Annotated in this window: 23 protein-coding genes, 1 pseudogene and 1 riboswitch; of the genes and pseudogenes, 18 read left to right on the top strand and 6 right to left on the bottom strand. The window is 40.7% G+C overall.

Features of this window, described 5'->3' with window-relative positions:
• Positions 1-4: 4 nt before the first annotated feature.
• The 4 genes from ACYSNU_RS13260 to ACYSNU_RS13275 all read left to right on the top strand — a co-directional run bounded on the left by ACYSNU_RS13260 (position 5) and on the right by ACYSNU_RS13275 (position 3,081).
• A complete protein-coding gene (locus ACYSNU_RS13260) occupies positions 5-517 on the top strand; it encodes a metallophosphoesterase (protein WP_461737685.1) in 513 nt (170 codons plus the stop codon).
• 72 nt (positions 518-589) lie between these two features.
• Positions 590-1,081 (top strand): cyclic-di-AMP-binding protein CbpB, encoded by a 492-nt coding sequence (cbpB, locus tag ACYSNU_RS13265; RefSeq protein WP_461737686.1) that lies wholly within the window; start codon positions 590-592, stop codon positions 1,079-1,081.
• A gap of 80 nt (positions 1,082-1,161) precedes the next feature.
• Complete coding sequence (dapD, locus tag ACYSNU_RS13270; protein ID WP_461737687.1) at positions 1,162-1,863, top strand: 2,3,4,5-tetrahydropyridine-2,6-dicarboxylate N-acetyltransferase; 702 nt, start codon at positions 1,162-1,164, stop codon at positions 1,861-1,863.
• A 75-nt stretch (positions 1,864-1,938) separates the two neighbouring features.
• Positions 1,939-3,081 carry an N-acetyldiaminopimelate deacetylase gene (locus ACYSNU_RS13275; RefSeq protein WP_461737688.1) on the top strand — a complete coding sequence of 381 codons (1,143 nt, stop codon included), beginning with the start codon at positions 1,939-1,941 and terminating at the stop codon, positions 3,079-3,081.
• Positions 3,082-3,168: 87 nt separating this feature from the next.
• On the opposite strand, the gene ACYSNU_RS13280 is transcribed toward ACYSNU_RS13275, so the two are convergent.
• Both ACYSNU_RS13280 and ACYSNU_RS13285 read right to left on the bottom strand, forming a co-directional pair.
• A complete protein-coding gene (locus ACYSNU_RS13280; protein ID WP_461737689.1) occupies positions 3,169-4,086 on the bottom strand; it encodes a mechanosensitive ion channel family protein in 918 nt (305 codons plus the stop codon).
• 106 nt (positions 4,087-4,192) lie between these two features.
• Positions 4,193-5,863 (bottom strand): annotated as a pseudogene (locus ACYSNU_RS13285) (Na/Pi cotransporter family protein).
• A 158-nt stretch (positions 5,864-6,021) separates the two neighbouring features.
• On the opposite strand from ACYSNU_RS13285, the gene ACYSNU_RS13290 reads away from it, so the two are divergent.
• From ACYSNU_RS13290 to ACYSNU_RS13300, 3 genes are all read left to right on the top strand, one after another.
• Positions 6,022-7,041, top strand: coding sequence for a branched-chain amino acid aminotransferase (locus tag ACYSNU_RS13290; protein WP_461737690.1), 1,020 nt, complete (start codon positions 6,022-6,024; stop codon positions 7,039-7,041).
• Positions 7,042-7,253: 212 nt separating this feature from the next.
• The gene (locus tag ACYSNU_RS13295) at positions 7,254-7,559 is read left to right on the top strand and encodes a hypothetical protein (protein WP_461737691.1); all 306 of its coding nucleotides are present in this window, start codon (positions 7,254-7,256) and stop codon (positions 7,557-7,559) included.
• 9 nt (positions 7,560-7,568) lie between these two features.
• Positions 7,569-8,150 carry a hypothetical protein gene (locus ACYSNU_RS13300; protein WP_461737692.1) on the top strand — a complete coding sequence of 194 codons (582 nt, stop codon included), beginning with the start codon at positions 7,569-7,571 and terminating at the stop codon, positions 8,148-8,150.
• Positions 8,151-8,400: 250 nt separating this feature from the next.
• On the opposite strand, the gene fabI is transcribed toward ACYSNU_RS13300, so the two are convergent.
• Positions 8,401-9,156 carry an enoyl-ACP reductase FabI gene (gene fabI / locus ACYSNU_RS13305; protein WP_461737693.1) on the bottom strand — a complete coding sequence of 252 codons (756 nt, stop codon included), beginning with the start codon at positions 9,154-9,156 and terminating at the stop codon, positions 8,401-8,403.
• 268 nt (positions 9,157-9,424) lie between these two features.
• Between fabI and fabZ the strand changes: the two genes are divergently transcribed.
• Positions 9,425-9,874 carry a 3-hydroxyacyl-ACP dehydratase FabZ gene (gene fabZ, locus ACYSNU_RS13310; RefSeq protein WP_461737694.1) on the top strand — a complete coding sequence of 150 codons (450 nt, stop codon included), beginning with the start codon at positions 9,425-9,427 and terminating at the stop codon, positions 9,872-9,874.
• Positions 9,875-9,939: 65 nt separating this feature from the next.
• Here the strand turns inward: fabZ and ACYSNU_RS13315 are convergent, their stop codons facing one another.
• Complete coding sequence (locus ACYSNU_RS13315) at positions 9,940-10,719, bottom strand: peptidylprolyl isomerase (RefSeq protein ID WP_461737695.1); 780 nt, start codon at positions 10,717-10,719, stop codon at positions 9,940-9,942.
• Positions 10,720-10,863: 144 nt separating this feature from the next.
• Here ACYSNU_RS13315 and ACYSNU_RS13320 point away from each other — a divergent pair, with 144 nt between their 5' ends.
• From ACYSNU_RS13320 to dnaI, 7 genes are all read left to right on the top strand, one after another.
• Complete coding sequence (locus ACYSNU_RS13320) at positions 10,864-11,958, top strand: DUF871 domain-containing protein (protein WP_461737696.1); 1,095 nt, start codon at positions 10,864-10,866, stop codon at positions 11,956-11,958.
• A 215-nt stretch (positions 11,959-12,173) separates the two neighbouring features.
• Complete coding sequence (gene polA / locus ACYSNU_RS13325) at positions 12,174-14,819, top strand: DNA polymerase I (RefSeq protein WP_461737697.1); 2,646 nt, start codon at positions 12,174-12,176, stop codon at positions 14,817-14,819.
• A 30-nt stretch (positions 14,820-14,849) separates the two neighbouring features.
• Positions 14,850-15,692, top strand: coding sequence for a DNA-formamidopyrimidine glycosylase (gene mutM / locus ACYSNU_RS13330; RefSeq protein WP_461737698.1), 843 nt, complete (start codon positions 14,850-14,852; stop codon positions 15,690-15,692).
• Positions 15,689-16,288, top strand: a complete 600-nt coding sequence (gene coaE / locus ACYSNU_RS13335) for a dephospho-CoA kinase (protein ID WP_461737699.1) — start codon at positions 15,689-15,691, stop codon at positions 16,286-16,288. The genes mutM and coaE overlap by 4 nt, the downstream gene beginning before the upstream one ends.
• Before the next feature lie 162 nt (positions 16,289-16,450).
• Positions 16,451-16,921, top strand: coding sequence for a transcriptional regulator NrdR (nrdR, locus tag ACYSNU_RS13340; RefSeq protein WP_461737700.1), 471 nt, complete (start codon positions 16,451-16,453; stop codon positions 16,919-16,921).
• A 12-nt stretch (positions 16,922-16,933) separates the two neighbouring features.
• Positions 16,934-18,328: a replication initiation and membrane attachment family protein gene (locus ACYSNU_RS13345; RefSeq protein WP_461737701.1), complete on the top strand. Its 1,395-nt coding sequence runs from the start codon at positions 16,934-16,936 to the stop codon at positions 18,326-18,328.
• A 2-nt stretch (positions 18,329-18,330) separates the two neighbouring features.
• Positions 18,331-19,257, top strand: coding sequence for a primosomal protein DnaI (dnaI, locus tag ACYSNU_RS13350; RefSeq protein WP_461737702.1), 927 nt, complete (start codon positions 18,331-18,333; stop codon positions 19,255-19,257).
• A 95-nt stretch (positions 19,258-19,352) separates the two neighbouring features.
• On the opposite strand, the gene ACYSNU_RS13355 is transcribed toward dnaI, so the two are convergent.
• A complete protein-coding gene (locus ACYSNU_RS13355) occupies positions 19,353-19,919 on the bottom strand; it encodes an ECF transporter S component (RefSeq protein WP_265457378.1) in 567 nt (188 codons plus the stop codon).
• Between the two features lie 11 nt (positions 19,920-19,930).
• Entirely contained in the window at positions 19,931-20,776 is an 846-nt protein-coding gene (gene thiD / locus ACYSNU_RS13360) for a bifunctional hydroxymethylpyrimidine kinase/phosphomethylpyrimidine kinase (RefSeq protein WP_461737703.1), read from the bottom strand.
• Between the two features lie 119 nt (positions 20,777-20,895).
• Here thiD and ACYSNU_RS13365 point away from each other — a divergent pair, with 119 nt between their 5' ends.
• From ACYSNU_RS13365 to mgtA, 3 genes are all read left to right on the top strand, one after another.
• Entirely contained in the window at positions 20,896-22,320 is a 1,425-nt protein-coding gene (locus ACYSNU_RS13365) for an aminotransferase-like domain-containing protein (protein WP_461737704.1), read from the top strand.
• Between the two features lie 37 nt (positions 22,321-22,357).
• Complete coding sequence (locus tag ACYSNU_RS13370) at positions 22,358-23,086, top strand: nitroreductase family protein (RefSeq protein WP_461737705.1); 729 nt, start codon at positions 22,358-22,360, stop codon at positions 23,084-23,086.
• Positions 23,087-23,143: 57 nt separating this feature from the next.
• Positions 23,144-23,316, top strand: a riboswitch (M-box (ykoK) riboswitch).
• Positions 23,317-23,498: 182 nt separating this feature from the next.
• On the top strand, positions 23,499-26,102 hold the full coding sequence (gene mgtA, locus ACYSNU_RS13375; RefSeq protein WP_461737706.1) for a magnesium-translocating P-type ATPase: 2,604 nt from the start codon (positions 23,499-23,501) through the stop codon (positions 26,100-26,102).
• Positions 26,103-26,479: the final 377 nt, after the last annotated feature.

Genomic DNA, 26,479 nt, shown 5'->3' on the forward strand with positions numbered 1-26,479 from the left:
GGTTATGAAATATTTAGTAGTCAGCGACAACCACGGCGATCGTGATGTTTTAGTAGATTTAAAAAATCAATATGCAGGTAAAGTCGACTATTTTTTTCATTGCGGCGACTCCGAGTTAGCCCCGAATGATGAATTATGGCAAACTTTCTATGTAGTCAAGGGAAATTGTGACTTTGATCCGGAATTTCCGGACCGCCGGTTAGTCGATACCGGCGGTGATCGTGTCTACATGACCCACGGACATTTAAGCAATGTCCGCTTTGGCTTGAATCATTTAACCTATGAAGCTCAAGAAAATCAGGCGACGATTGCTCTGTTTGGTCACACGCATCAAATTGGCTGTGAGAAGCATCAAGGCATTTTATTTTTAAATCCTGGCAGTATCTCACAACCCCGAGGACCGATTCAAATTCAGTCCTATGCGATTATTGAAAGCACGCCGACTCAAGATGAAGTCCAATATTATCGCCGCAATCATCAAATGGTACCGGATTTACACTTTGTTTTTAAAAAATAATTGCAGATTATTAACGTTTAATTCATATTTTTACGGTACAGTCAACGTGATAGATTTGAAGGGAGCAGCAAAATGATTGGAGCAACTGTAAAAGATTTAATGCTAGAGGGTCAAGAGGATTTTATGATTCCGGCGGAAAATGTCGCAAATGTGATGTATATGAACCCCTTAACCCACGCTTTATTAGTCCTCTCACAGGTGAAATACAGCAAAATTCCGGTTTTGGGCAAAGGTGATCGCTTTGTCGGCTTAGTCAGCTTATCTGACATTGTTGAAAAAATGTTAGACCTAAATGCCATCAACGTGGAAACGCTTGAGCAATGCACGGTGGCGGATGTGATGGAGGTTGGCGTTCCCGTCGTCCAAGAAAATTGGGATTTAGAGGACGTGCTGCATTTATTAGTAGACGCTTCTTTTTTACCGGTGGTGGATGAAGAACGAATTTTCAAGGGGATTATCACCCGAAAAGAAATTTTAAAAGCCGTCAATCGGACCCTGCATTTGATGGAAAAACGCAATGTTTTGGTTCCTCGGACAGAAGAAACTGCGACCAAAGTAATTTAAGGCGCAGCTACGAAATAAATTGGCTTTTAGCGGCGAGTTTGATATGCTAGAACAGTATCAATCAAGAGGAGGATGTTTAGTTGGACGCTTATGAAATTATAAAATACATTGGTGATGCGAAGAAAAAAACACCAGTAAAAGTTACTTTGAAAGGTCGTTTGAAGGAGCTGGAATTTCCCGAAACGATTCAAGCTTTTGCCAGCTGTAAAATGGGAACGTTATTTGGTGAATGGTCAGATATTAAACCGTTTTTAGATGAACATGCAGATGCCATTGATGACTTTGTTGTGGAAAATGATGCCCGCAATTCAGCCATTCCTTTATTGGATTTAAAAGAAATTAATGCTCGGATTGAACCAGGTGCCTTTATTCGCGATCAAGTGGAAATCGGCGACAATGCGGTGATCATGATGGGGGCTGTTATTAATATCGGTGCTGTCATCGGTGCAGGAACAATGATTGATATGGGAGCGATTCTTGGCGGTCGCGCAACTGTCGGCAAAAATTGCCACATCGGAGCGGGAGCTGTCTTAGCTGGGGTCATTGAACCACCTTCAGCTGATCCAGTTGTAATTGAAGACAATGTTTTAGTTGGTGCTAATGCCGTTATTTTAGAAGGCATTCGAGTCGGTGCAGGAGCTGTTGTAGCCGCTGGCGCTATTGTGGTTGACGATGTTGCACCAAACACAGTTGTCGCTGGAATTCCAGCCCGCAAAATTAAAGACATTGATGAGAAAACTAAAGGCAAGACAAACATGATGGAAGAATTACGCAAACTATAATTTATTTAACAAAGATAAATCTGAAATGGCCGACGAACAAAGGCCTTTCAGATTTTTTTGAAAGAAGGATAAAACATGGCAGCAACTTATACCCAAGATGAATTGATTGCTTTACGCCGCAGCCTCCACCAAATTCCAGAAATTGGCTTAGAGGAAGTTAAAACCCACGAATTTTTAATGCAGATGATTCAGGCAAATATGAAAGATTTTATCGAAGTCAAGGAATGGCAGACGGGAATTCTCGTTAAAATTAACGGAACTGCGCCGACCAAAACAATCGGCTGGCGAACTGACATTGATGGTCTGCCGATTACCGAAGAAGTTCTCTCAGACTTTCAATCAACTCATCCCGGACAAATGCACGCCTGTGGCCATGATTTTCACATGACAATCGCTTTAGGTCTTTTGCGGGCCTTAAGCGAGACACAACCGAAAAATAATTATCTGTTGTTGTTTCAACCAGCAGAAGAAAACGAAGCTGGCGGTATGATTATGTATGAGGGTGGCGCTTTTGATGATGGCTTTATGCCAGATGAAATTTATGCCCTCCATGTTTCACCAGAACTGCCGGTGGGAACCATCGGCACTCGTGTGGGGACATTGTTTGCCGGCACCTGTGAAGTCGAAGTCAATTTAACAGGTAAGGGCGGGCACGCTGCTTTTCCTCATCAAGCCAACGATATGATAATTGCCGGCATGGAGTATATTCAACAGGCTCAGACCGTGGTCAGTCGCAGCGTAGATCCAATTCAAGGCGCTGTTGTTACCTTTGGTACCTTTTATGCTGGTACCGCCCGCAATGTGATTGCCGGTCAAGCACAAGCGGCCGGTACAATTCGCACGTTAACCCAAGAAATGAATGAATTAACGCAACGGCGAATGCAGGAAATCGGCGTCGGCATTGCCGCCTCCTTCCAGTGTGAAGTCGAAGTCATTTTGGATCAAAAAGGCTATTTGCCGGTTGTGAATCATCAAAAGGAAACGGAACATTTTATTGAGTTTATGGAAGCTCAAGCCGATGTTGAGTTGAAAATTATGCAACCAGCGATGACGGGAGAAGATTTTGGTTATCTGTTAGATAAAATTCCTGGCACGATGTTTTGGCTAGGAGTGGATTCTGAATTTGGTTTACATCATCCAAAATTTCAACCGCAGGAGTCAGCCTTAAGCTTTGCTGTTGACCGGGTCAGTCGCTTTTTGAAATCATTGGATAAATAAAAAAGCTGTGATGTTTAAAAACAAAAGCTTGCTAAAAAAATTTACTCAGCAGGCTTTGTTTAAAACATTCACAGCTTTTTTTGTGGTTTAAACTGTTACGATAGGGGTGCTGGGAATTGTAAAACCAGCATCGGTTAATTCTTTGACATAGGTTGTTAAAAAATCTTCTTTGATAATGGCCTGTAAGCCATTCAACACATACATGGTGGTTCGAATCGCAAAATTGCCATTGCCTAAATCAACTAAACCAAAAATAGAGGGGCCATTTTGAATATCATCATGATATTTATTAGCCAGCTCTTGATTAACTTTTTCAATAATCAAATTGATTTGGTCTAAATCTTCATCTTGTTTAATCCGCACATCGACTTGAACCAGCATGTTGGAGCGGGAAAGGTTGCTGATGGTGGTAATGTTTCGGTTAGGAATAAAATGCAGCGTGCCGTCAATTGATTTGACCTGAATACTGCGAATTCCGATATTCGTGACGGTGCCTTCGATACTCAAATTCGTCAATTTAATATAATTGCCAACATCCATCTGCTTTTCTAAAATAATAAAAAAGCCGGTGATAATATCATTCATAAAGCCCTGAGCACCCAGTCCAATCGCCACACCGGCAATCCCGGCACCAGCCAAAAGGGAGCCCACAGGAATGCCAATTGTCGACAGCAGGGAATAGAGGAAGAAAAAGACTAAAATATATGAATACGTATTTCCTAACAGCGTATGGATGGTTTTTAAGCGGCTTTCGCTGAGGCTCGCTTTTTTAGCGTAACCTTTATACAAATGATTAATCACTGCCCGACCAATTTTTGCCAAAAGTAAAAATAAGACGATAATAAAAAGAATATACAAGGTTTTCTCAATAATCGTTAACGTAATCTGATCCCAATCGATGGAATTCCAAAAGCGTTGCAGCGCATTTAATTTTTGCGTGGCCTCTTGGGCAATATCAACGGAGGAAGATTCTGTTGTTGCAGTAGCTAGCACAAGTTGTTCCAAGTCATAAGGACCTCCTTTTTTATTCGACAAACCCAAGTTTAGCAGTAAAAAGTCAAAAAGAAAACTTGTTTTCTGCAAGTTTTCTTTTCCTTTACCCTTTATTAACTTAATAACGCTTGTCTAAGGCATATTTTGCAATATGAACGGACAAATCACTGCAGCGTTCTAAATTAGAACTGATGTCGATAAATAAGACGCCGTCAGACGGTCGGCCTTGGCCGGTGGTCATCAATTGAATGTATTTAGCCCGTAATTCTTCCACCATCAAGTTAACTTGTTCTTCCCGGTCCATCATTTCATGGGCCAGCTGCTCGTCGTCTTCGTGTAAAAGACTCAGTGCAGAGGATAGATTTTTTTTGACAGTTGCAAAGAGGGTGAAGATATCTTGGTCTTGTAAAATTAAATCATTGCGCAGGTCAGTTTTTTTCTGACGTTTATCTTTATTTCGCTGCTTCTTCTCAATCGTTGCCGCATCTTCCAGCAGCTCAATAATATTTTTGCTGTGATCGCCAACCCGTTCCATGTCCTTAGCAATTTCTAAGAGCATCGTCTAATCGTGACTTTCTTTAATTGTCAATTCAACTGTGGCTAGCTTTGCCAAATAGAGAGTCAGCTCAGTATCTAAATGGTTGATGGCATCCTCATATTGAAGTAAATCCTGTTGCTGTTCAGGATTTTGCTGTTGGTAGTAGGTCTCAGCAGCTTGAAAGGCGGCTAAGACATAGTCCCCCATATTTTGTAATTCAATGCGAGCCTGCTCAATGGCAAGGCTCGGTGCCGTATAAATTAAATTTTCTGCTAATTGAATCGGGTGAATATCGAGATTTTTTTCTTTGCCGGGGATAATTTTTTGGACAAGGGTGGCAATTTGATTAATAAACCAAATTTGCAAACATAGATTGGCCAGATTAAACATCCCATGGGCAACAGCAATCTGCATGGCAGGGTTTAGACCAAAAATATCTGTAATTCTAATCAAGACACTAGTAAAAGGTCCCAGTAATAAAGTAAAAATAATTGCCCCAACTAAATTGAAAATTACGTGAGAAGCTGCTGTTCGTTTTGCAGCGATGCTGGTTCCAATCGCTGCTAAGATTGCCGTGATAGTCGTGCCGATATTATCGCCAAATAAAATTGGCAAGGCTGCCTGTAAACTCAAACTGTTTTGCGTATATAGTTGTTGCAAAATTCCAATTGTCGCACTGGAGCTTTGCAAAATCATGGTCAGCAGTGTTCCAATGCCGACGCCTAAGATTGGATGGTGAGAAACATTAATCATTAATTCTTCAAATTGTGGCAAATCCTTCAAGGGTTCCATCGCATCCCCCATCAATGTCAAGCCGAAAAATAAACAGCCGAAGCCAAATAAAATTTGACCAGCATTATGTAACACTTCGCGCTTGGTAAAGAATAAAAGCAAGGCGCCAATCCCAATGATTGGCAGCGAATAGGCGCTCAAGTTGAAGCCGATGATAAAAGCGGTCACCGTTGTGCCGACATTGGCTCCCATAATGACACCAATCGCTTGTTTTAAACTCATAAAGCCGGCGCTAACTAGCCCGACAGTTAAAACAGTAGTTCCGGAGCTGCTTTGAATTAAACCGGTTACAATAATTCCCGCTAAGACAGCCCGCAATGGCGTCGAGGTGAAACGATTTAACACTTCCTTTAACCGGTCACCGGCGGCCTTTTGCAGACCATCTCCCATATATTTAATTCCAAAAAGAAAAATTCCTAAACCACCTAAAAAGGTAAAGAGCATTTCTTGAAACGACATTGGTTCACCTCCGCGTTTTTTTCCATTGTAAGCATACTCAAAAAGGCCGGATATGTAAATAGTCTCACAAATAAAAAAAGAAAAATGAAAATATGATGACAAAGTTTTCCTCGAATGTTAATATGATAATACAGTTTTTAGAAAAAGAGGTTATGTGTATGGTAAACATCGATTGGAACAACTTAGGCTTTGATTATATTAAGACGCCTTTTCGCTATATTTCAACATGGAAAGACGGCAGCTGGGACGAAGGCCATTTAACAGAAGACAATACGCTGCATATTAGTGAGTCATCGACAGCTTTGCATTACGGTCAACAATGTTTTGAAGGCTTGAAAGCCTATCGCCGAAAAGATGGCGGAATTAATTTATTTCGTCCGGACGAAAATGCTAAACGAATTCAAAGAAGTGCTCGCCGCTTATTGATGCCGGAAATTCCCGTAGACAAATTTATTAATGCTGTCAAAGATGTCGTTAAAGCCAATGCCGAATACGTGCCACCTTTTGAAAGTGGCGGAACCTTATATCTACGGCCTTTATTAATTGGTGTCGGTGATACCATCGGTGTAAAACCTGCTCCTGAATATATTTTTACCGTCTTTTGCATGCCGGTTGGTCCGTATTTTAAAGGCGGACTGACTCCGACAAACTTTTATGTTTCAGATTACGATCGAGCGGCTCCCCACGGCACTGGCGCTGCTAAGGTCGGCGGAAATTACGCCTCTAGTTTAATGCCTGGAGAAGAAGCCCATGCGAAGAAATTCTCCGATTGTATTTATTTAGATCCAGCTACTCATACTAAAGTTGAAGAGGTTGGTTCGGCAAACTTCTTTGGAATTACCAAAGACAACACCTTTGTGACACCAGTTTCTCCTTCAATTTTACCAAGTATCACAAAATATTCACTGTTGTATTTAGCTGAAAATCATTTAGGATTGAAGGCCGAAGAGCGGGACGTTTTTGTTGATAATTTACAAGAATTTGCTGAAGCCGGTGCCTGTGGAACAGCCGCCGTGATTTCACCCATCGGCGGAATTCAAAATGGTGAGGACTTCCACGTGTTTTATAGTGAAAGCGAAGTCGGACCAGTGACTAAAAAATTATACGAAGAGTTAACCGGTATTCAATTTGGCGAAGTCAAAGCGCCTGAAGGTTGGATTTATACCGTCGAAGTATAATCTAAAAAATTTTTTATGAAAAAGAATCCTTAAAGTCAGGCTCAACACGCTGACTTTTAAGGATTTTTCAATTTACGGCAAAGGTTTAGCTAACGACTATTGTAATTTCAGATCATTAAAGTATCATTGAATTAGGTATTGTTAAAAAAATGCTAGCAGGAGTTTAAATTGCTGTTATACAAAAGATTTGAGTAGCCATAAGGAGAAATTGTATGAAAGAAAAAGAATATTACGCTGTTGTCGCCATGGAGGAGGCAGCTGAGGTCCAACAGGCTTTGGCAAAAGCGCTACGCTTTGGTTATCAGGATACGCATCCAGCTCGAGGCTCACAAACAAATGCCAGTGAAATCCTAACAGAATTTTATCAATTGGCCGCAATGGTTGAGAAATTACAGGATTTGGCAGTTTTGCCGCAACTAAATGAGTCGGAAATCACCGCTATCAAACAAAATAAAATGGCCAAAGTAAAGCATTACTTAAATTATTCTCAGGAACAAGGATTAATTGAGCCATCTTAAGGAGCAGATATGAAAAAAATTGTTAAAGGTATGCGAAACAATGAAATCGTTTTCTCTGATGGGCTATCTGATTTAATCTTAGCAGAATTAGAAAAAACATATCACATCAGCTTTCCGGAGGTTTTAAAGGACTTTTATCAGCTGGGAGTGCCAAGACAAGCGGGATTTATTCAGTGGCAGGATACTAGTCGGGAGAATCGTGAAATTGTCGAGGAACTGATTGCCCGCCCAGAACTACTCACTAGAAGACTCATTGCCAATTATCCAGATGAAATTATTTGGAATCAGCGAGCGTGGGGGAGTCAGCCTGAAACTTTATTAGAACAACAGCAAATCCTTTATCAAGAGTTGGAAAAAGCGCCAAAACTCTTGCCTTTTTACAGCACTTTTTATTTACCAGAGAGTTCAGAAGAAAATCTGCCAGTCATTCAAGTAGCAGGTGGTGAAATTAGCATCGAAGAAAATTTTATTGATTTTCTTGAACTACACTTCACAAGTTCAAAAGAGCCTTCTCAGAAGGGGAAAAGCAAAGCTGCTGAGGTTACTTTTTGGTCTGATTTTAAATTAAAGGCTGAGGAAGTGGGGAGATAATAAGTAGAGTTGAAAAATTTACAAAAATTCCCGTGATGTAGGATAGTTTTAATTATTTGAATCAATAAATGTAAAAGGCTAAACTTGATTGAAAATTTTTTGCCTTTGATAGTATTCCTTCAATTAAAAGGTAAGGGCAGAGTTTTTTTATTACGAACTAGTTTTAATTCGGGTAAGAATCAAACATTCGCCTATCTAAGTTCAGAAAAACGATATAAAAAAATCCCTCAAAAATGAGGGATTTAATGTTTTACGTTAAATGAACACCTTTATCAACATAAACAATGTCGCCAATACAACCAGAAGCTAAGGGGCTGATTAAAAAGGCACAGGCATTGCCGACTTCTTCAATCGTCACACCAACTTTATCAGGAGTGCGATCTTCAGATAACTGAATCAATTTTTGATAATCTTTAACGCCAGTCACAGCTAAAGTTTTAATGGCCCCGGCGGAAACGCCGTTAACCCGTACGCCTTTTGGTGCTAACTCGGCCGCTAAATAGCGAATACCAGCTTCTAAAGCCGCTTTAGCGATGCCCATCATATTGTAATTAGGAATCGCCCGAACAGCCCCTAAATAAGACAAGCTGACAATCCCGCTGTTTTCATTTAATAAAGGCAGTGCCCGTTTCGTCACGGCAATTAGAGAAAAGCTGCTGATGTCTTGAGCTAGTGCGTAGCCGTCACGACTGATATCAGTGACATCTCCAGAAAGTTCTTCTTTTTTGGCAAAGGCAATTGCGTGTAAAATTCCGTCAATTTTGCCGACTTTGTTTTCAATTTCCGTAAAGGCTTGATCAATGCTCTCATCGCTGGCCACATCACATTCCACTAATAAAGGCTCTTCACCGACTAAGCGTTCCAAAGGCTTTTTCATGCGTTCATTTTGATACGTATAAATAATTTCAGCACCTTGGGCAATCATCGCACTAGCCGCACCCCATGCGATACTTCTTTTGTTGGCAACTCCCATCACCAAGATTTTTTTTCCTTTTAAAAATGTCATTTTAATTGCGCTCCTTCATTTCATTTAGAAAACTTTTGGCTTTTTCAACCAAGAAAAATAATAGATAATTGTAGAAATAAAAAAAGAATAAGTTCAAAATAGGTTTCCTCTACGAATAACTATTATTAGATAAAATGTTTTGATTGTCAAACTATTTTTTTGAAATTTAAAAAATTATTGCGAAATCAACTATTCTATGATACTTTGAATATCAAAGTATTTAATAAAACTAAATACCACAATGAAATTCAGAAAGAGGTCGATAATTTTGACACCTGTATTAACTGCTGTAGAAGTGATGGAAATTATTCCCAATCGCTATCCCATTTACTATATTGATTACGTTGACGAACTTGAACCCGGCAAACGCATTTTAGCTACTAAAAATGTTACGATTAACGAAGAATTTTTTAATGGTCATTTCCCGGGAAATCCGGTAATGCCAGGCGTTTTAATTTTAGAAGCCTTGGCACAAGCTGGCTCTGTTTTAATTTTAAAAACCGAGGAATTTATCGGTAAAACGGCTTATATCGGTGGCATTGATAAGGCCAAATTCCGCCAGAAAGTAGTTCCAGGAAATGTTTTAAAATTAGAATTTATTATCACGAAAGTCAAAGGGCAAGTCGGAACCGCCGATGCTAATGCCTATGTGGATGGCAAAAAAGTTTCGGAGTGCCAATTTACCTTTATCGTTGGTCAAGAAGCCCAGCAAAAATAATTCCTTAAATTTTTACCAAGAAAAAAAGATTACTTTTCGAAATTTTGAAAAGTAATCTTTTTTGTTTATTCTGCTTCTTGAATAATATCAATTCGCTCAATCGTCACATCCGTTTTCGTGCCATTATCAGAACCGTCATCTAAAGCCGCGATGGCATCGACAACATCCATGCCTTCAATTACTTGACCAAAAACAGTATATTTACCATCTCCATACGGATAGCCACCGTTTTTATAGGCTTCAAAAATTGCCGCTGGCTTAGAGGAAGAAGATAACCCTTTCGTGACATCATCACTATTTTGGACAATAAAGAATTGGCTGCCGTTACTGTTAGCAGCGCCGGTATTGGCCATCGCCAAAGCTCCGCGAATATTATAAAGTTGATTTGATTTTTCAACGCCAAAGCCTTCGCCCCAAATACTTTCACCGCCGGAACCAGTGCCGGTTGGGTCACCAGCTTGAATCATGAAATCATTGATAACTCGATGGAAAATAATGCCATCATAATATCCATCTTTTGCCAGAGTCATAAAGTTTTCCACGGCCTTCGGTGCTAAATCAGGAAAAAGTTTCATTTTGATTGTTCCCATGGAGGTCACCATGTCCACAACATCTTCATTGGCAGCAATTTCAGTTGTCAATTGCGGCAACTCCAAAGAGTCCAAGTCAACAGCTTGACTGCTGCTAGCGGCTGTGCTGCTTGAGCTACTGGTTGTGGCAGAGGAGCTGGCAGTGGTCTCTGACGTGCTGGAGCTACTGCTGCTTTCATTTGTTGAACCGCAGGCGCCTAAAAATAGAGTCAGGGCTGCGACTAACCCAAATTTCATTACTGTTTGCTTTTTCATTCTTTCAATCCTTTCTTTCTACAAATAATATGATAACAAACATCTAATTTTTTTCCAGAAAAATTTTTAAAGCCTTACCAAAGGTGTAGACCAATTAAATTTCCAATGCTATAATAAAGTATCTTTTACTAGGAGGCAACAGGAATGGGAAAATTAGGTATTTCAATTTATCCAGAGCGTTCAACATTTGAAAAGGATAAAGCGTATTTAGATTTAGCGCATAAATATGGCTTTAAACGGGTTTTTACAAGTCTCTTACAAATCAATGATGACCAAGAAAAAGTTTTGGCTGATTTTACTGAAGTGGTCACTTATGCAAATTCTTTGGGTATGGAAGTGATGGTGGACATCAACCCAAGTTTATTTGAACAATTAGGCATTTCTTACGATGACTTATCTTTCTTCCATAAAATGGGGGCATACGGCGTTCGTCTGGATGTCGGGTTTACCGGTGCCGAAGAAGCTCGCATGACAAGAAATCCTTATGGAATTAAAATTGAAATCAATATGAGTTCTGGTACAAATTACGTTGACAATATTATGAGTTATTCACCTAATACCGATAATTTATTAGGCTCCCATAATTTTTATCCGCATCGCTATTCAGGATTGAGCTATGAACATTTTGTATATTGCTCTGAAAAATTCCGCAAGTACAATTTAAATACAATGGCTTTTGTTAATTCCCATGCCGCAACATTTGGACCTTGGCCAACCCAAGACGGCCTGTGCTCTTTAGAAGACCATCGTGAATTGGAAATTGCGACACAGGTGAAACATTTAGTTTTAACTGGTTTAATCGATGATATTTTAGTCGGAAATGCTTATGCCTCAGAAGCAGAATTAAAGGCGATGAATGAAGCTTTCTTTGCACCTTACCCAACGATTAAAGTGGATGTCTATGACGATATCACTGAAAACGAACGGATTTGCTTGTTTGATAATCTTCACAGCTATCGTGGTGATCGCTCAGCATATATTTTGCGTTCAACGATGACGCGGGTGTATTACAAAGACAAAGAATTTCCGGCTCACAATACCCGTGATATGGAAAAAGGCGATGTCTTAATCGACAATGTCGGCTATGGTCAATACAAAGGGGAAACCCAAATTTCCTTAAAAGCCATGAAAAATGATGGCCGCGTCAATGTTGTCGGTCGGATTGCCGAGGATGAATTATTCTTATTAGACTTCTTAAAACCTTGGTCTAACTTCAAAATGATGGAAAACCAAAAATAAACTAGCAGTAAGAGTCTGGGAAAGTTTTGTTAAAACGAAACTTTCTTAGGCTCTTTTTACGTCAAGAAAAAAATGAAGCCCAGCTTTTCTTTTAAAAATGGCTATTTCCAGTCAATTTATTCCCATTGCCTGAGAATCTTTGTTAAAATAGTGAAGAATATGGCTAGCACTTTCAGTCAAGCTTGAAATAACTTATCAGAAACGGAGTTCACCAAATGACAAAGAAAAAATTATTATTAGTGGATGGCAACAGTGTCGCATTTCGCGCTTTTTTTGCTCTGCATAATTCACTTGATCGTTTCGTAAATAAAAACGGCTTACATACAAATGCCATCTATGCCTTCCGTAATATGTTTGACAATATTATGACCAAAGAACAACCGACCCATGTTTTAGTCGCCTTTGATGCAGGCAAGACCACCTTTAGAACAGAAATGTATGGCGAGTACAAAGCGGGGCGGGCCAAAACGCCAGGTGAATTTAAAGAGCAGCTGCCTTATATTCGAGAAATGCTGACTGGTCTTGGTGCTAAATATTATGAACTGCCTAATTATGAAGCGGATGATATTATCGGCACTTTGGCAACTCAAGCGCCGAAGGAGGAATTTGAAGTGGTCATTGTTTCCGGTGACCGAGATTTAACACAACTAGCCACCGATGATATTCGTGTGGAGGTGACAGTCAAAGGTGTCAGTGAAATCGAATCCTACACGCCAGAACATATCGCTGAAAAATATGATGGATTGACGCCTCAGCAAATTATTGACATGAAGGGATTAGCCGGTGATGCCTCAGACAATATTCCTGGTGTGACTAAAGTTGGCGAGAAGACCGCAATCAAATTGCTGAATCAATTTGGAACAGTCGAAGGCATTTATCAGCACATCGATGAACTAAAGCCGAGTAAAATGAAAGAAAATCTCATTCATGATAAAGAACAGGCCCTGCTTTCAAAAAAACTGGCGACGATTGATGTCGATGCACCAGTGACGGTTACCCTTGATGAAACAGTCTATCAAGGCAAAGACTTAGAAAAATTAGTGCCCTTCTTTAAGGAAATGGACTTCAAACAATTTTTGACCAAGCTAGATGTTCCTGAAGAGGCGAAGGATTTAGAAGATGTTCTATTTGAAGTGGTCGATGAATTTTCTGCTGAGATGTTTACCTCAGAACAGGCCTTGTACGTTGAAATGCTGACGGATAATTATCACACCGCTGACATTGTCGGTGTTGCTTGGGGCACCAAGAAGAAAGTTTATGTGACTAACAATCCAGCACTTTATGAAAATGAGCATTTTTTAAAGTGGTTAACAGATGAAAATCAGTTGAAATTTGTTTATGACGCCAAACGGACCTATGTCTCACTGACCCGCATGGCTGCTCGAGCTCAAGGCTTGGATTTTGATGTGTTACTAGCGGCCTACTTGTTAGATACAAATGACAACAGCAATGATATTGAGGGTGTCGCCCATCACTATGGCTACACAGAAATTGAATCAGACGACGCCGTTTATGGCAAAGGCGCTAAAAAAGGACTGCCAGCAGATGATGAAGTCTTTTTCGCTCATCTGGCCCGCAAGATTGGTGCCATTCACTTTTTAACGCCTAAGCTGACAGAGGAGCTAACAGAAAAAAATCAGTGGCAGCTCTTTACGGAAATGGAATTGCCCTTATCAAAAATTTTAGCCGAAATGGAAATGACCGGCATCACTGTTGATGCTAGCCGCCTGCAGGAAATGCGGGTCGAATTTAGTCAACGTTTAAAAGAAATCGAAGAAAAAATCTTTGCGGAAGCCGGCGAAGAATTTAATTTGAATTCGCCGAAGCAATTAGGTGTGATTCTCTTTGAAAAAATGGGCTTGCCGGTCATTAAGAAAACCAAAACCGGCTATTCCACGGCGGTCGATGTTTTAGAACAGTTGCGGGAACAAGCGCCCATCGTTGATGATATTTTGACCTATCGTCAGATTGCCAAGATTCAATCGACTTATGTGGAAGGCCTGCTAAAAGTAATCGCTACTGACGGCAAAGTGCACACCCGCTACATTCAAACCTTGACCCAAACCGGTCGTTTGAGTTCAGTGGATCCGAATTTGCAAAATATCCCGATTCGTCTAGAAGAAGGCCGCAAGATTCGTCAAGCCTTTGTTCCGAGTGAAAAAAATTGGCTAATTTATTCTTCCGATTATTCGCAAATTGAGCTGCGGGTCTTGGCCCATATTTCAAACGACGAGCATTTGAAGGCGGCTTTTGTGGAGGGGCAAGATATTCATACGAGTACCGCGATGCGGGTCTTTGGGATTGAAAAACCAGAAGAGGTGACAGCTAACATGCGTCGCCAAGCCAAGGCGGTCAACTTTGGCATTGTTTATGGCATTTCCGATTATGGTTTATCGCAAAATCTAGGAATTTCCCGTAAAGAAGCCCAACAATATATTGATACGTATTTTGACCGTTACCCAGGAGTTAAAAAATACATGGAAGAAATTGTCAGAGAAGCCAAAGACAAGGGCTATGTCGAAACTTTATATCATCGCCGCCGTTATTTGGCAGACATTAATTCCCGCAATTATAATTTGCGCTCCTTTGCCGAGCGGACTGCCATCAACACGCCGATTCAAGGTAGTGCTGCCGATATTTTAAAAATTGCGATGGTCCAGCTGGCAAAAGAATTGCAACAGGCAGACTTAAAGGCGACCATGCTTTTACAAGTGCATGATGAATTGGTCTTTGAAGTTCCTGAAGAGGAATTGGACAAATTAGATAAATTAGTCCACAACGTGATGGAAAACGCAGTCGAATTGTCAGTACCACTTTTAGCCGATAGCAACTGGGGCAAGACTTGGTACGAAGCAAAATAGTTTTTATTTTAAATGGGGAAGGTGCAGAGGATGCCGGAATTACCAGAGGTTGAAACCGTCAGAAAAGGTTTGGTTCAGTTAGTCAAGGACAAGACCATTCAGCGGGTCGAAATTTTTTGGCCACGGATTATTGAAAATCCCGAGGTGCCGATTTTTGCAGCTGAATTAGCCAAGGAGACAATCCACGACGTGCAGCGACGAGGTAAATTTTTAATTTTCAAATTGGACCATTGGGATTTGATTTCCCATTTAAGAATGGAAGGCAAGTACGAATTTTCCCCAGCTGAAGCACCGCTGACAAAACACACCCATGTTGTTTTTCATTTTACAGACGGCAGCCAGCTGCACTATCATGATGTTCGTAAGTTTGGTCGTATGACCCTAGTAGCCAAGGATCAAAGTAATACTTATAAAGGTATTATGCAGTTGGGGCCAGAGCCTTTACCGGATTTATTTACCTTAGCTGATTTTACAACCGGGTTAAAAAAATCCAGCAAAGCAATCAAACCGCTGCTGCTGGATCAAAAATTGGTTACTGGCTTAGGCAATATTTACGTGGACGAAGCGCTTTGGGAAGCACAGATTCATCCAGAGCAGCCGGCCAACACCTTGAAGAAAAAAGAAATTGAAATTTTGCGCTTAGCCATCATTGATGTTTTAGGTCGAGCGGTGGCAGCTGGCGGCACTACGATTCGTTCTTATCTCAATGCATTAGGAGAAGCCGGAAAATTTCAATTGTCATTAAATGTTTACGGGCAAACTGGTCAGCCTTGTCCTCGTTGTCAAACGCCGATTGTCAAAATTAAAGTCGCTCAAAGGGGCACGCACTTTTGCCCCCATTGCCAAGTTTTGAAAGTGAGGGGCAGAAAATGAGCTTTGTTTTAGGAATCACGGGCGGCATCGCTACCGGAAAAAGTACGGTGGTCAATATTTTTCGCCGGTTTGATTTTCCGATTGTTGATGGGGATGTAGTCGCTAGAAAAGTCGTGGAGCCGCAAACCGAAGGGCTTCAGGAAGTTGTTGCAGAATTTGGTACAGAAATTTTAAATGCCGACCACAGCCTTAATCGCAAAGCCTTAGGTAGAATTGTCTTTGCCGATGACCAGCGGCGCCGGCGGTTAAACGAAATTTTAAATCCCTTTATCCGCAAACAAATTTTAGCGGAAATTGCTGCTGGAAAGCTAAGCAGCCCATTGGTGATTGTCGATGTGCCGTTATTATACGAAGGCAATTACGAACATTATATGGATGCGGTGGCGGTAGTTTATTTACCAGAAGAACTCCAAGTGCAGCGACTAATGCTCAGAGACGGTTTTGATTTGGCAACCGCCGAAACTAGAATCCATGCCCAGATGTCAATTGCCGAAAAAAAAGAGCGAGCGGATATTATTTTTGATAATCAAGGTACACCCGCTGAAACGGAAAAACAAGTTATCGATTGGCTAAAAAACAACGACTTTATCCGCTGATTCAATCATGTTATAATAATAGACAAGAAAGAAATGATTGTTATATTATTGAGGGATTGAAATCAGCAAAAGCAAATTTTGATGCAAAAAAAATCTGATTGAATTTTTTGCAGAGCTAGTTTGCTTGAGCATTTTTCAAACTCAATTTGAGGAGGAAATCGGATGCGTTGTCCAAAATGCCAACATAATAATTCACGGGTTATAGACAGCCGTCAAACAGATGATGGCCGCACGATTCGCCGGCGCCGTGAATGTGAAAACTGTGGCTTTCGTTTTACTACCTTTGAACGGATTGAAGCAACACCTTTACTAGTGGTGAAGAAAAACGGTTCTCGAGAAGAATTTAATCGTGATAAAATCTTGCGGGGCTTGATTCGCTCTGCCGAAAAGCGCCCAGTTGCGATGGAACAGATGGAACAGGTTGTCGATGATGTTGAAAATCGGGTTCGTTCGCTTGGTGAAAATGAAGTCTCGACCAATTTAATCGGCGAATATGTGATGGAAAATTTAGTCAATCTAGATGAAATCGCCTATATCCGTTTTGCCAGTGTCTATCGGCAGTTTAAAGATATGTCGGTATTTTTGAAGGAATTACAAGAAATCGTCGACAAAGCCAAAAATGGTGAAGAGTAAGGAGGGGTTGCCGTGGAAAATGCTTGGGATGAAGTCTTACCAAAATATTTATTTCAAGTTGGCAAACAATTGCCCCTAGGCGATCGCAGTCAGGAAACCCTTGTGCAATTGTATCAACCGATTATCGGTGCCTCAGCCTTAGCTTTGTACTTCTCCTTTTTAGGGGAAATCAAATGGCAGTATGGTCTAAGTGAGATTGCCATCCATGCCGATTTACTGACTGATTTAAATGTTGGTTTACAATTATTTTTTGAAGACCGCCAAAAATTAGAAGCGATTGGCTTATTAAAAAGCTATTACCAAGAAGATGCTCAATTGGGTCGCAAGTATCTTTATGAGTTGCAGGAACCTTTAGCACCAGAAGCTTTTCTACAAGATAGTCTCTTGCATTTTCTGTTAAAGGAATATGTCAGTGAGACAAAATACGAGCGCCTCCTGCAGCGCTTCAAGCCAAAAACTTTGGATATCTCAGGTTTTCAGGAAGTCACTAAAAAATTCAAACAAATTTTTTCCTTCAATGAAGGCCGTTTCGCAGAAAACTTTGGCAGGCTTGAAGAAAGCGCCGCTGATTTTTCACTGGAGAATCCACCGGGAATTGATCAGGGTGAGGATTTGGATTGGCAGTTAATCGAAGCCAACTTAGCCCGTTTGGGTGTGACCACTTCTTTAACGGCTGAAGAAAGACAAGATATTTTTGTCCATCATGTGATGTATGGCTATGAAGAAATCGAGCTTAGTGAACTGTTAGCCAGAACTTCTAACTTAACGGAACAAAAAATTTCCTTAAAAGATTTTCATAAGGCTGTCCGTCAAGCAGCCCAAACAATGCCTGTCACAAAAAAAACTACTGATGATACTCCATCAACTGAGCCGCAAACCAAGCTAAGTGAGGCAGACCAGAAACTTCGCCGGGAAAATACTCTCAAAGCAGAGGGCTTTTCACCACAAGATATCGAATTAATCAAAGAGGCAGAACTCTATCCGCCGATGACCTATTTTCAAGCTTTGAAGGAAGCCAAAGGCGGTTTTATCGGCGATCCTGAGGTTTGGATTGTTAAAAATTTAGTGGATCGCTCCGGTTTACCGGCCGCTGTCGTCAATATTTTAATTCATTACGTATTGGTCGCCAAAAATGCGCCGGTTTTAAACGGCACCTATGTCAATTCGATTGCCAATGAATGGGCCCAAAGCGGCATTAAAACGCCGGAAGCGGCTTTAAAACATGCCCGGGATTTGAATAATAAGCCAAAACAAACTAAAAATTATCGCAATACTAATCGCAAAGTGCGCAGGGAAAAAGTGCCAGAGTGGATGAATCAAAAAACCTTACCTGAGGCGCAAATTGCCCCAGAGCGCCAAGCGGAATTAGATGAAATGCTGAAAGACTTTTTGAAGGAAGGTGACTAGCCATGGAGGATATGGGAAAAGAATTGTCACAGATTATTCGCAAAGGAAATTACCAGGACAAATTAGCGGAAATGGTTCAAAAAGTTTTACAAGATCCAGATGTCGCAGCCTTTATCGCAGAGCATCGATATCAGCTGACCGATGCTGATATCGAAAAAAGTTACGCAAAACTCTATGAATTTGTTCAAGAAAAACGCAAATACCAATTAAATGATCCCACAATGATTGCCCCAGGCTACGAGCCGCAGCTGGCGATGAATTTTCATTTTATCGATGTGACTTATGTGCCAACGGAAGCCTTGATGGCCCGTAAGCGGGAGGAAGAAATCCGCAGTCGCGTGCGGGCAGTGGATATGCCAAAAGATATTCAAGATGCCTCCATCGCCAACTTTGATCGTGACACCGAAAGAAGTGCTGCACTAATTGAAGCGATGACCTTTATCAATGAGTTTGTCGCTACACCTAAAGATTTTCATAAAGGCTTGTATCTGGTGGGCGACTTTGGTGTTGGCAAAACCTATTTATTAGGTGCAATAGCTCATGAGTTAGCCGTCAGAGGATTTGAAACAACGCTAGTTCACTTTCCGACCTTTACAGTAGAGATGAAACAGGCAATCGGCAATGATTCTGTTGGGCCAAAATTAGACGCTGTAAAAAGAGCGCCGATTTTAATGCTGGATGATATGGGAGCCGATTCGATGAGCCCTTGGATTCGTGATGAAGTTTTTGGTGTCATTTTGCAGCATCGGATGCAGGAGCAATTGCCAACTTTCTTTTCCTCCAACTTTAACTTAACGGAGTTTGAAGAACACCTCAGCGTCTCGCAAAAAGGCGATGAGGAACCAATTAAAGCCAAACGGATTATGGAACGGGTCCGCTACCTCACAAAAGAGGTGTGGATGTCCGGCCGCAATCGCCGCCACGGTTAAAATTTGCAATTTACTTTTAGATAATAAAGAGCCCTGTCAACATTAGACTAAAAATCTAATGTTGACAGGGCTTTTACAACTATCCAGTAATTTTTTTATTTAGAATCATGGGCAGGTCGATCAGATGACCCTAAGACTGTCCCCATAATTTTTTTCAAGGGAAAATAAACTAACGAAACAATCACAATTGTCATAATCACATTGATTAGTGAGGCTGGGAGTTTGGTGGCAGCACTGGTGAAGGCAACCGGCAAAGAAGATCCGGCAATTAAAAAGGTAACAGTATTTTTCAGCTGCGTCATGATTAGCTTGGCAATCCCGGTGACGACACCCACACCCATTACTTGCCAGACATTCGTCAAATTCTTTTTGAAAAATAGAATTGCTAAGGCTGCTGCTCCACCGACGATAAAACTTTCCAAAAGAAAATAAGGCGCCTCAGTTGCATAGCCACTGAGAATATCAAAAATGAAAAAACCTAAACCACCAGCTAACGCACCTCTTTTATAGCCGATTAAAAGCACTGCCAATAATAAAACGGCATTACCCAGATGGACAAAGGCGCCTGTCGGCATCGGAATCCGAATATTAGTGCCGATAACGGTCAACGCAGCAAACAGCGCCACTAAAATAATACTTCTTAAACGTGAATTTTTTATCATAATTTACTCCTTTATTTAATTGATGGTTGATTATTTTTAGAAGTCACCCGGTTTTGGGCTTGATTATAGGCACCATGCCAGACATGACCTAAATACTGATTAATTTCTAAGCCTTCTTGAATAGCGGCCGCCACAAAGTCTTTGGCTAAGACGACAGCTTCAAAGACAGAAAGCTCCTTGGCTAAGCCCGCCGTAATTGCGGCAGCAAAAGTACAGCCAGCGCCATGATTGAAATCTGTTTTAAACAGAGGATTTTCCAAAATTTCAAAATTACGGCCGTCAAAGAACACATCCAGCGATTTTTCTCCGCCGAGACGATGGCCACCTTTAACGATGACATTCTTAGGACCCAGCTGATAAATTTTTTCTGCCGCAATTTTCATTTCAGCTAAATTTTCTAACGGCGGCATTTCTGCCAAGATGGCCGCCTCCACTAAATTCGGCGTGGTAATTGTTGCTAAAGGTAAGAGGTTTTTTTTAATCGCCACCACATTTTCACTTTGAAATAAATCCTGCGTGCCTTTACTAGCAATGACAGGGTCAATCACAACATTTGGCATCTGATATTTTTCAAGATAATCTTTGACAACCTCAATTGTCCCGACATCTCCCAATAAACCAGTTTTCATGGCTGCTAGCTGTCCGCCGGTAAAAATACTTTTTAGCTGTTTAGCCACTAGCTCTGGTGAAAAGCTGGTGACTTCATGGGACCAATTTTGATCTGGGTCCATTGTCATCACACTTGTAATCGCTGAAAAACCAAAAGTGCCGTATTCTTGAAATGTTTTTAAATCCGCTTGAATGCCTGCTCCGCCAGTCGAATCAGAGCCGGCCACGGTCAACACTTTTTTAATCAATTTCCTCCTCCATTCAAATTTTCTTTTAATGTAACTTAGTATAAGGGAAGGCTGATTTGACAGAAACAGCCAATTGGTTTATTTTGAGGTCATCCAATTACAAAAAAGAAGGTAAAGCTATGGAATGGCGCTTACAAAAATCAACGGGACCGATTTATCTACAAATTATGGATTTAATTATTGAAAGCATTCAAAAGGGCGAACTGGAAGCCGGCGAAAAAATTCCGACTGAACGGGAGCTGGCAAAATTATTTGCTGTCAATCGCACGACAGTCGTCCATGCGCTGGATGAATTGGCCAGTTTAGGCTGGCTGATACGTAAACAGGGTAGCGGCACGAGGGTAAATGAAGGAAATTGGGGACGCCAAGCCTTGCCCCGCACAAATTGGCAGGGAATTTTACAACAAACGGCTTATAATCGCCAGCATCCTTTTTTGCTGAATTTAAAAAAGCGATTAGCAGACTCGGAGGTACTAGATTTATTTACCGGGGAACTGCCTCATCAACTGATTCCGAATTTCCAGCTGCCGAGTTTTCGTTGGGAGGATTTTTTAGCTGAAGAGACTCAACTATCAGCAGCGGGGTATTTGCCGTTGCAAAAAGCTATTCAAGAAGAATTGCAAAAAGACCATCAATTAGAGGTTTCCCTTGAGGATATATTAATTACTTCTGGGGCTCAACAAGGGTTGTTTTTATTGCTGCAAGTGTTATTGGCACCCGGAGATAGCGTGGCAATTGAAAATCCTTCATTTCTTTATGGCCTGCCAATTTTTCAGGCTGCCGGAATTTCGCTTTTTGGCGTTGGCTTGGACCGAGAGGGCATTAAACTAAACGAGTTAAAGCAATTAATTGTCACAAAAAAAATTAAAATGCTGATTTTAAATCCGACCTACCAAAATCCTACTGGTATTGTGATGTCTTTGAAGCGTCGTCAAGAAGTTTTAGAGCTTTGTGGCAGATATCAAATTCCTGTTGTGGAAGACAATGTCTTTGGTGAGATTAATTTCACCAAGAAAATTCCTTTATTAAAATCACTTGCCCCGCAGCAAGTCATCTATCTGGGTTCACTTTCAAAAATATTAGGCGCCTCAACTAAAATCGGTTGGCTTTTAGCTCCCCATTCCCTTATGGCGCCCTTAATTGAAGCTAGGCAGGTGATGGATTCTACCGTCAGTATTTTTCCGCAAGTCCTTGCCACAGCTGCTTTAAGTGATCAGACTTTTTTAAATCAGCGACAGCTATTAGTAGATGCCTTAGCTAAACGAGCCGCAACTTTTCTGAAGCTAGTAGCCCCCTTTGAAAAAAACTGGCGAATTAGTGAGATTAAAGGTGGGTTTTACGTCTGGCTGACCTGGCAAAGAGGGGATATAGCTAAAAAAAATTGGCAGCTTTTTTTAGATAAAGGGCTGCTAATTGCTCCGAGTTTTCTTTTCTCCAATGAAAAAAATGCTCTACGCATTAATTTTAGTCGGTTAGAAGAAAAGGATTACCGCAATTTTTTTGAGATTTTTTCTGAAATCACCGATACGCTGAAAAAAAGCTAAAACTTGTGCTAAACTTATTAAGAATGGAGATGATATTATGAGTGACACCCTTGATATTTTATTAAACCATCGGACTTATCGGGATTTCGATGCCGATTATCAATTGCCCCAAGAGGATTTACAGACGATTTTAACGGCCGCTCGTCAAAGTGCGAACTGGATGAATGGTCAAGCCTACAGCATTTTAGTTATCCAAGATAAAAAAATTCGTGAGCAATTAGTTGAATGGAACCCGGGAAATCCCCATATGCTAAATAGTTCAGTCTTTTTATTATTTGTCGGCGATTTGCATCGGGCTAAAATGATTAGCGAACATTATCATACGGCTTCGACCGTTGGTGAAAGCTTAGATCACATCTTAGTGGCAACGACTGATGCGGCGATGGCGCTCCAAAGTGCAATTGTCGCCACCGAAGCACTAGGCTTAGGCTGTGTTCCAGTGGGTTCCGTCCGCAAAAATATTGAAGAGCTAGCCGAGTTGCTGCATTTGCCAGAGCAGATGTTTCCTCTATGCGGCTTAAGTATTGGCAAACCGAACGTTGCCATGAAGGTCAAGCCAAGACTACCAGAAGAGGCCGTCGTTTTTTACGATAGCTTTAAAGATTATGACTATCCGGTTTTAGCAGAGTATGACCAGACGATGGAAAAATTTGCCGAAGCCAGAGAAACCAAACTGTGGACAGTCAAATTTAAAGATTATTACGAAGCGGCCGCAAATCAAAAGGTCGATGAGTATTTTAAAAAACATCGCTTATTAAATGATTAACGGCTTTTTGGGTTGACTTTCTTATTTTTACGGCATAAAATCAACATGTAAACAAAATTAAATAATTGTTAGGTGAGGCTCCTATATGGACATATGCTGCTGCCGCGAAAGAATCGAGAGACTCTTAGTTGGTAAAACAAGACTTCGTCGTGAAGGCGAGTCTAAAGTAGCTGTAATCAATCTTGATTAATTACGCTCTATAGTGCTAAAGCTCAACGATGGTCATGAAATCAAATTTTTCCCATGCTCTCGTTGAGTGTGGGTTTCTTTTTGTCTAAAAAACCTCCTATAAATTAATTTAATTAAAAAATGACAGAAAGGATTGAGGCGTTATGGATCACCCTGAAGGACAGAGGCCGTACAATATTCTGCATTTGGAGGACTTTCCTCCAGTGCAATAGGAGGAAAGAACATGATTAGAAAAAGTAATTTAAAACAAACCAAGGACCAAGAACTAAAAAAATTAGCCCTGCTTTCAGAACGGGAACTAATGATGGAATTAAGAACGTCCATCAACGGCTTGACTGAAGCAGATGCCAAAGAAAGATTAGAAGAATACGGCGCCAATGTCGTTTCTGCGCAAAAACCAGTACCAGCTGTGCTTTTATTTTTAAAAGCTTTTAATGATCCCTTTGTTTTCGTGTTAGTCTTATTAGCAATTGTCTCTTTAGCCACTGGCGATATTGAAGCAGCAGTGGTGATGGGGATTATGATTTTAGCCAGTGTCATTATTACCTTTATTCAGGAATATCGTTCTCAAAAAGCCAGCCAAGAGTTAAAAGAATTAATTGAAAATACTTCAGCCGTTACTAGAGACAGCAGCACCAGAGAAATTCCAATGGATGAAATAGTGCCAGGGGATTTAATTACTTTAGCCACCGGCGATATGATTCCCGCCGATGCAGTCTTAATTTGGACTAAAGATTTATTTGTCAATCAATCGTCTCTAACCGGAGAATCCATGCCGGTGGAAAAATTTGTCGATGCCAAGCTCACAGAAACCGATGAGCTTTCAGCGTTGGATATGCAAGACTTAGTCTTCATGGGAACCGATGTCCTCAGTGGTCAAGGTAAAGCCATTATTTTAAAAACTGGCCAAAATACTTTCTTCGGTGATATTGCCAAAAGTGCGACTTCCCAACGGGGCAAAACTAGTTTTGATGTCGGCCTAACCAAAATTTCGAAATTACTGTTACGAATGGTCATGATTTTATTCCCAATTGTCTTTTTGATTAACGGGTTGACCAAAGGCAACTGGGGCGATGCCTTCTTCTTTGCGATTGCTGTGGCCGTTGGACTGACACCTGAAATGCTGCCGATGATTGTCACCAGCAACTTAGCCAAAGGTGCTTTAAGCTTGTCCAAACATCAAGTGATTGTTAAAGAGCTGGCTTCAATGCAAAATCTCGGCAGCATGGATGTGCTGTGTACTGATAAGACTGGCACAATTACCGAAGATCGGGTAGTCTTGGTCCAACATTTAGACCCGACCGGCCAGCCAAATGATCAAGTCTTAAACTTAGCCTTTTTAAATTCCCATTATCAAACAGGTTGGAAAAACTTAATGGACATTGCCGTGATTAATTATTTTGAAGACGGCAAACGCCAATTGCCTTATCACGATGTCGTAAAAATTGATGAAATTCCCTTTGATTTTTCCCGGCGCCGTTTAACAGTTGTCGTAAAGGCTGATGATCATCAAATTATGATTACTAAAGGGGCCGTTGAAGAGATGGAGGGCATTTGCAGCTTTGTCGAAATTGATGGTGAAAGACTACCTTTAACTGAAGAACGTAAAGCGACGATGCGCCAATTAAATCGTGAAATGAATGAACAAGGCATGCGGGTAATTACCGTTGCTATTCGACGAGATGCCCATACTGATGCCATTTATAACGTCGGCGACGAAGCCGACATGACCTTGATTGGGTTCATGGGCTTTTTAGATCCCGCTAAAGAATCAGCAATCACTGCGATCAAGTCTTTACATGAACACGGCGTCAACGTTAAAGTTTTAACTGGTGACAATGACATTGTTGCAAAAAAAGTCTGCCGGGATGTTGGCATCGAAGTCGGCACTGTGGTCCTCGGCTCACAAATTGATGAAGCCAGTGATGAAGAAATGAAAACAATCGTTGAATCTGCGAACTTATTTGCTAAATTAAACCCAATGCAAAAATCTCGCATCATTGAAAATCTGCAAAGCAATGGTCACACTGTTGGCTTTATGGGGGATGGCATCAACGATGCACCGGCTTTAAGAAAAGCCGATGTCGGTATCTCAGTGGATACCGCCGCCGATATAACGAAAGATGCCAGTTCAATTATTCTGTTAGAAAAAAGTTTGAATGTGCTGGAGGCCGGCGTGATTGAAGGCCGCAAAGTATTCAGCAATATGATGAAATACATTAAAATTACTATTAGCTCAAACTTTGGAAACGTCTTTTCAATTTTAGTTGCCAGTGCCTTTCTACCATTTCTACCAATGCTCTCCATTCAATTATTAGTTCAAAATTTAATTTACGATATGACCCAATTGACCATACCTTGGGATAATGTTGATGAAGAAGAATTGGCAAAACCCGTTCGTTGGCAAATTGATGGTTTGCTAAAATTCACCGTCTGTATCGGTCCGGTCAGCTCGATTTTTGATATTTTGACCTTCTTGATTATGTGGAATGTCTTTGGCGCTAATTCCTTGGCGACACAAGGTATCTTCCAAGCCGGTTGGTTTATGGTGGGCTTAGTCAGCCAAACCTTAGTTGTACAAATGGTCCGTACAAAAAAAGTGCCGTTTATTCAAAGCATGGCGGCACCGCAAGTTCTAATCAGCAGTGCTATCGGTATTTTAATTGGCTTAGGTATTATTTTAATTGCTCCGATTCGCGAAATTTTCGAATTTAGCCCATTACCAGCCAGCTACTGGCCTTGGTTTATCGGCATTATTATTGCCTATCTGATTACCGTTGAGTTTGCCAAAAGAATTTACATCCGCTTGACCAAAGAGTGGCTTTAAAAATTTAACGCTGTGAGACAAGTTTTTAGAAATAATAACCGTAGAATATTTAGTAGTTTCTATTAAATATTCTTTTGGTAAAATTATTTCTGATTTCACTTGTGTCACAGCTTTTTTTTGCGGAGAAAATTATTTATTTTAATGATAAGAGAACACTTACAAACTGTTATCAAATAAAAGTAATACAGAAGCTTTTCCTTGATTTGACAACTTTAAAAAGAATACACCGATTGAAACTGTATTATTTTTGTACCACACAGTGTTTAATTTTTTTACGAAAAGGCGCTTCCCGAAAGACGAAAAGGGTTACAATGTGAAATAATTCACTTTTAAGTCTTAATTTAAAAGGCTTTTTAAAAGTGAAAAAAATTGCGAAA

Source organism: Enterococcus sp. LJL120 (genome assembly GCF_054871765.1).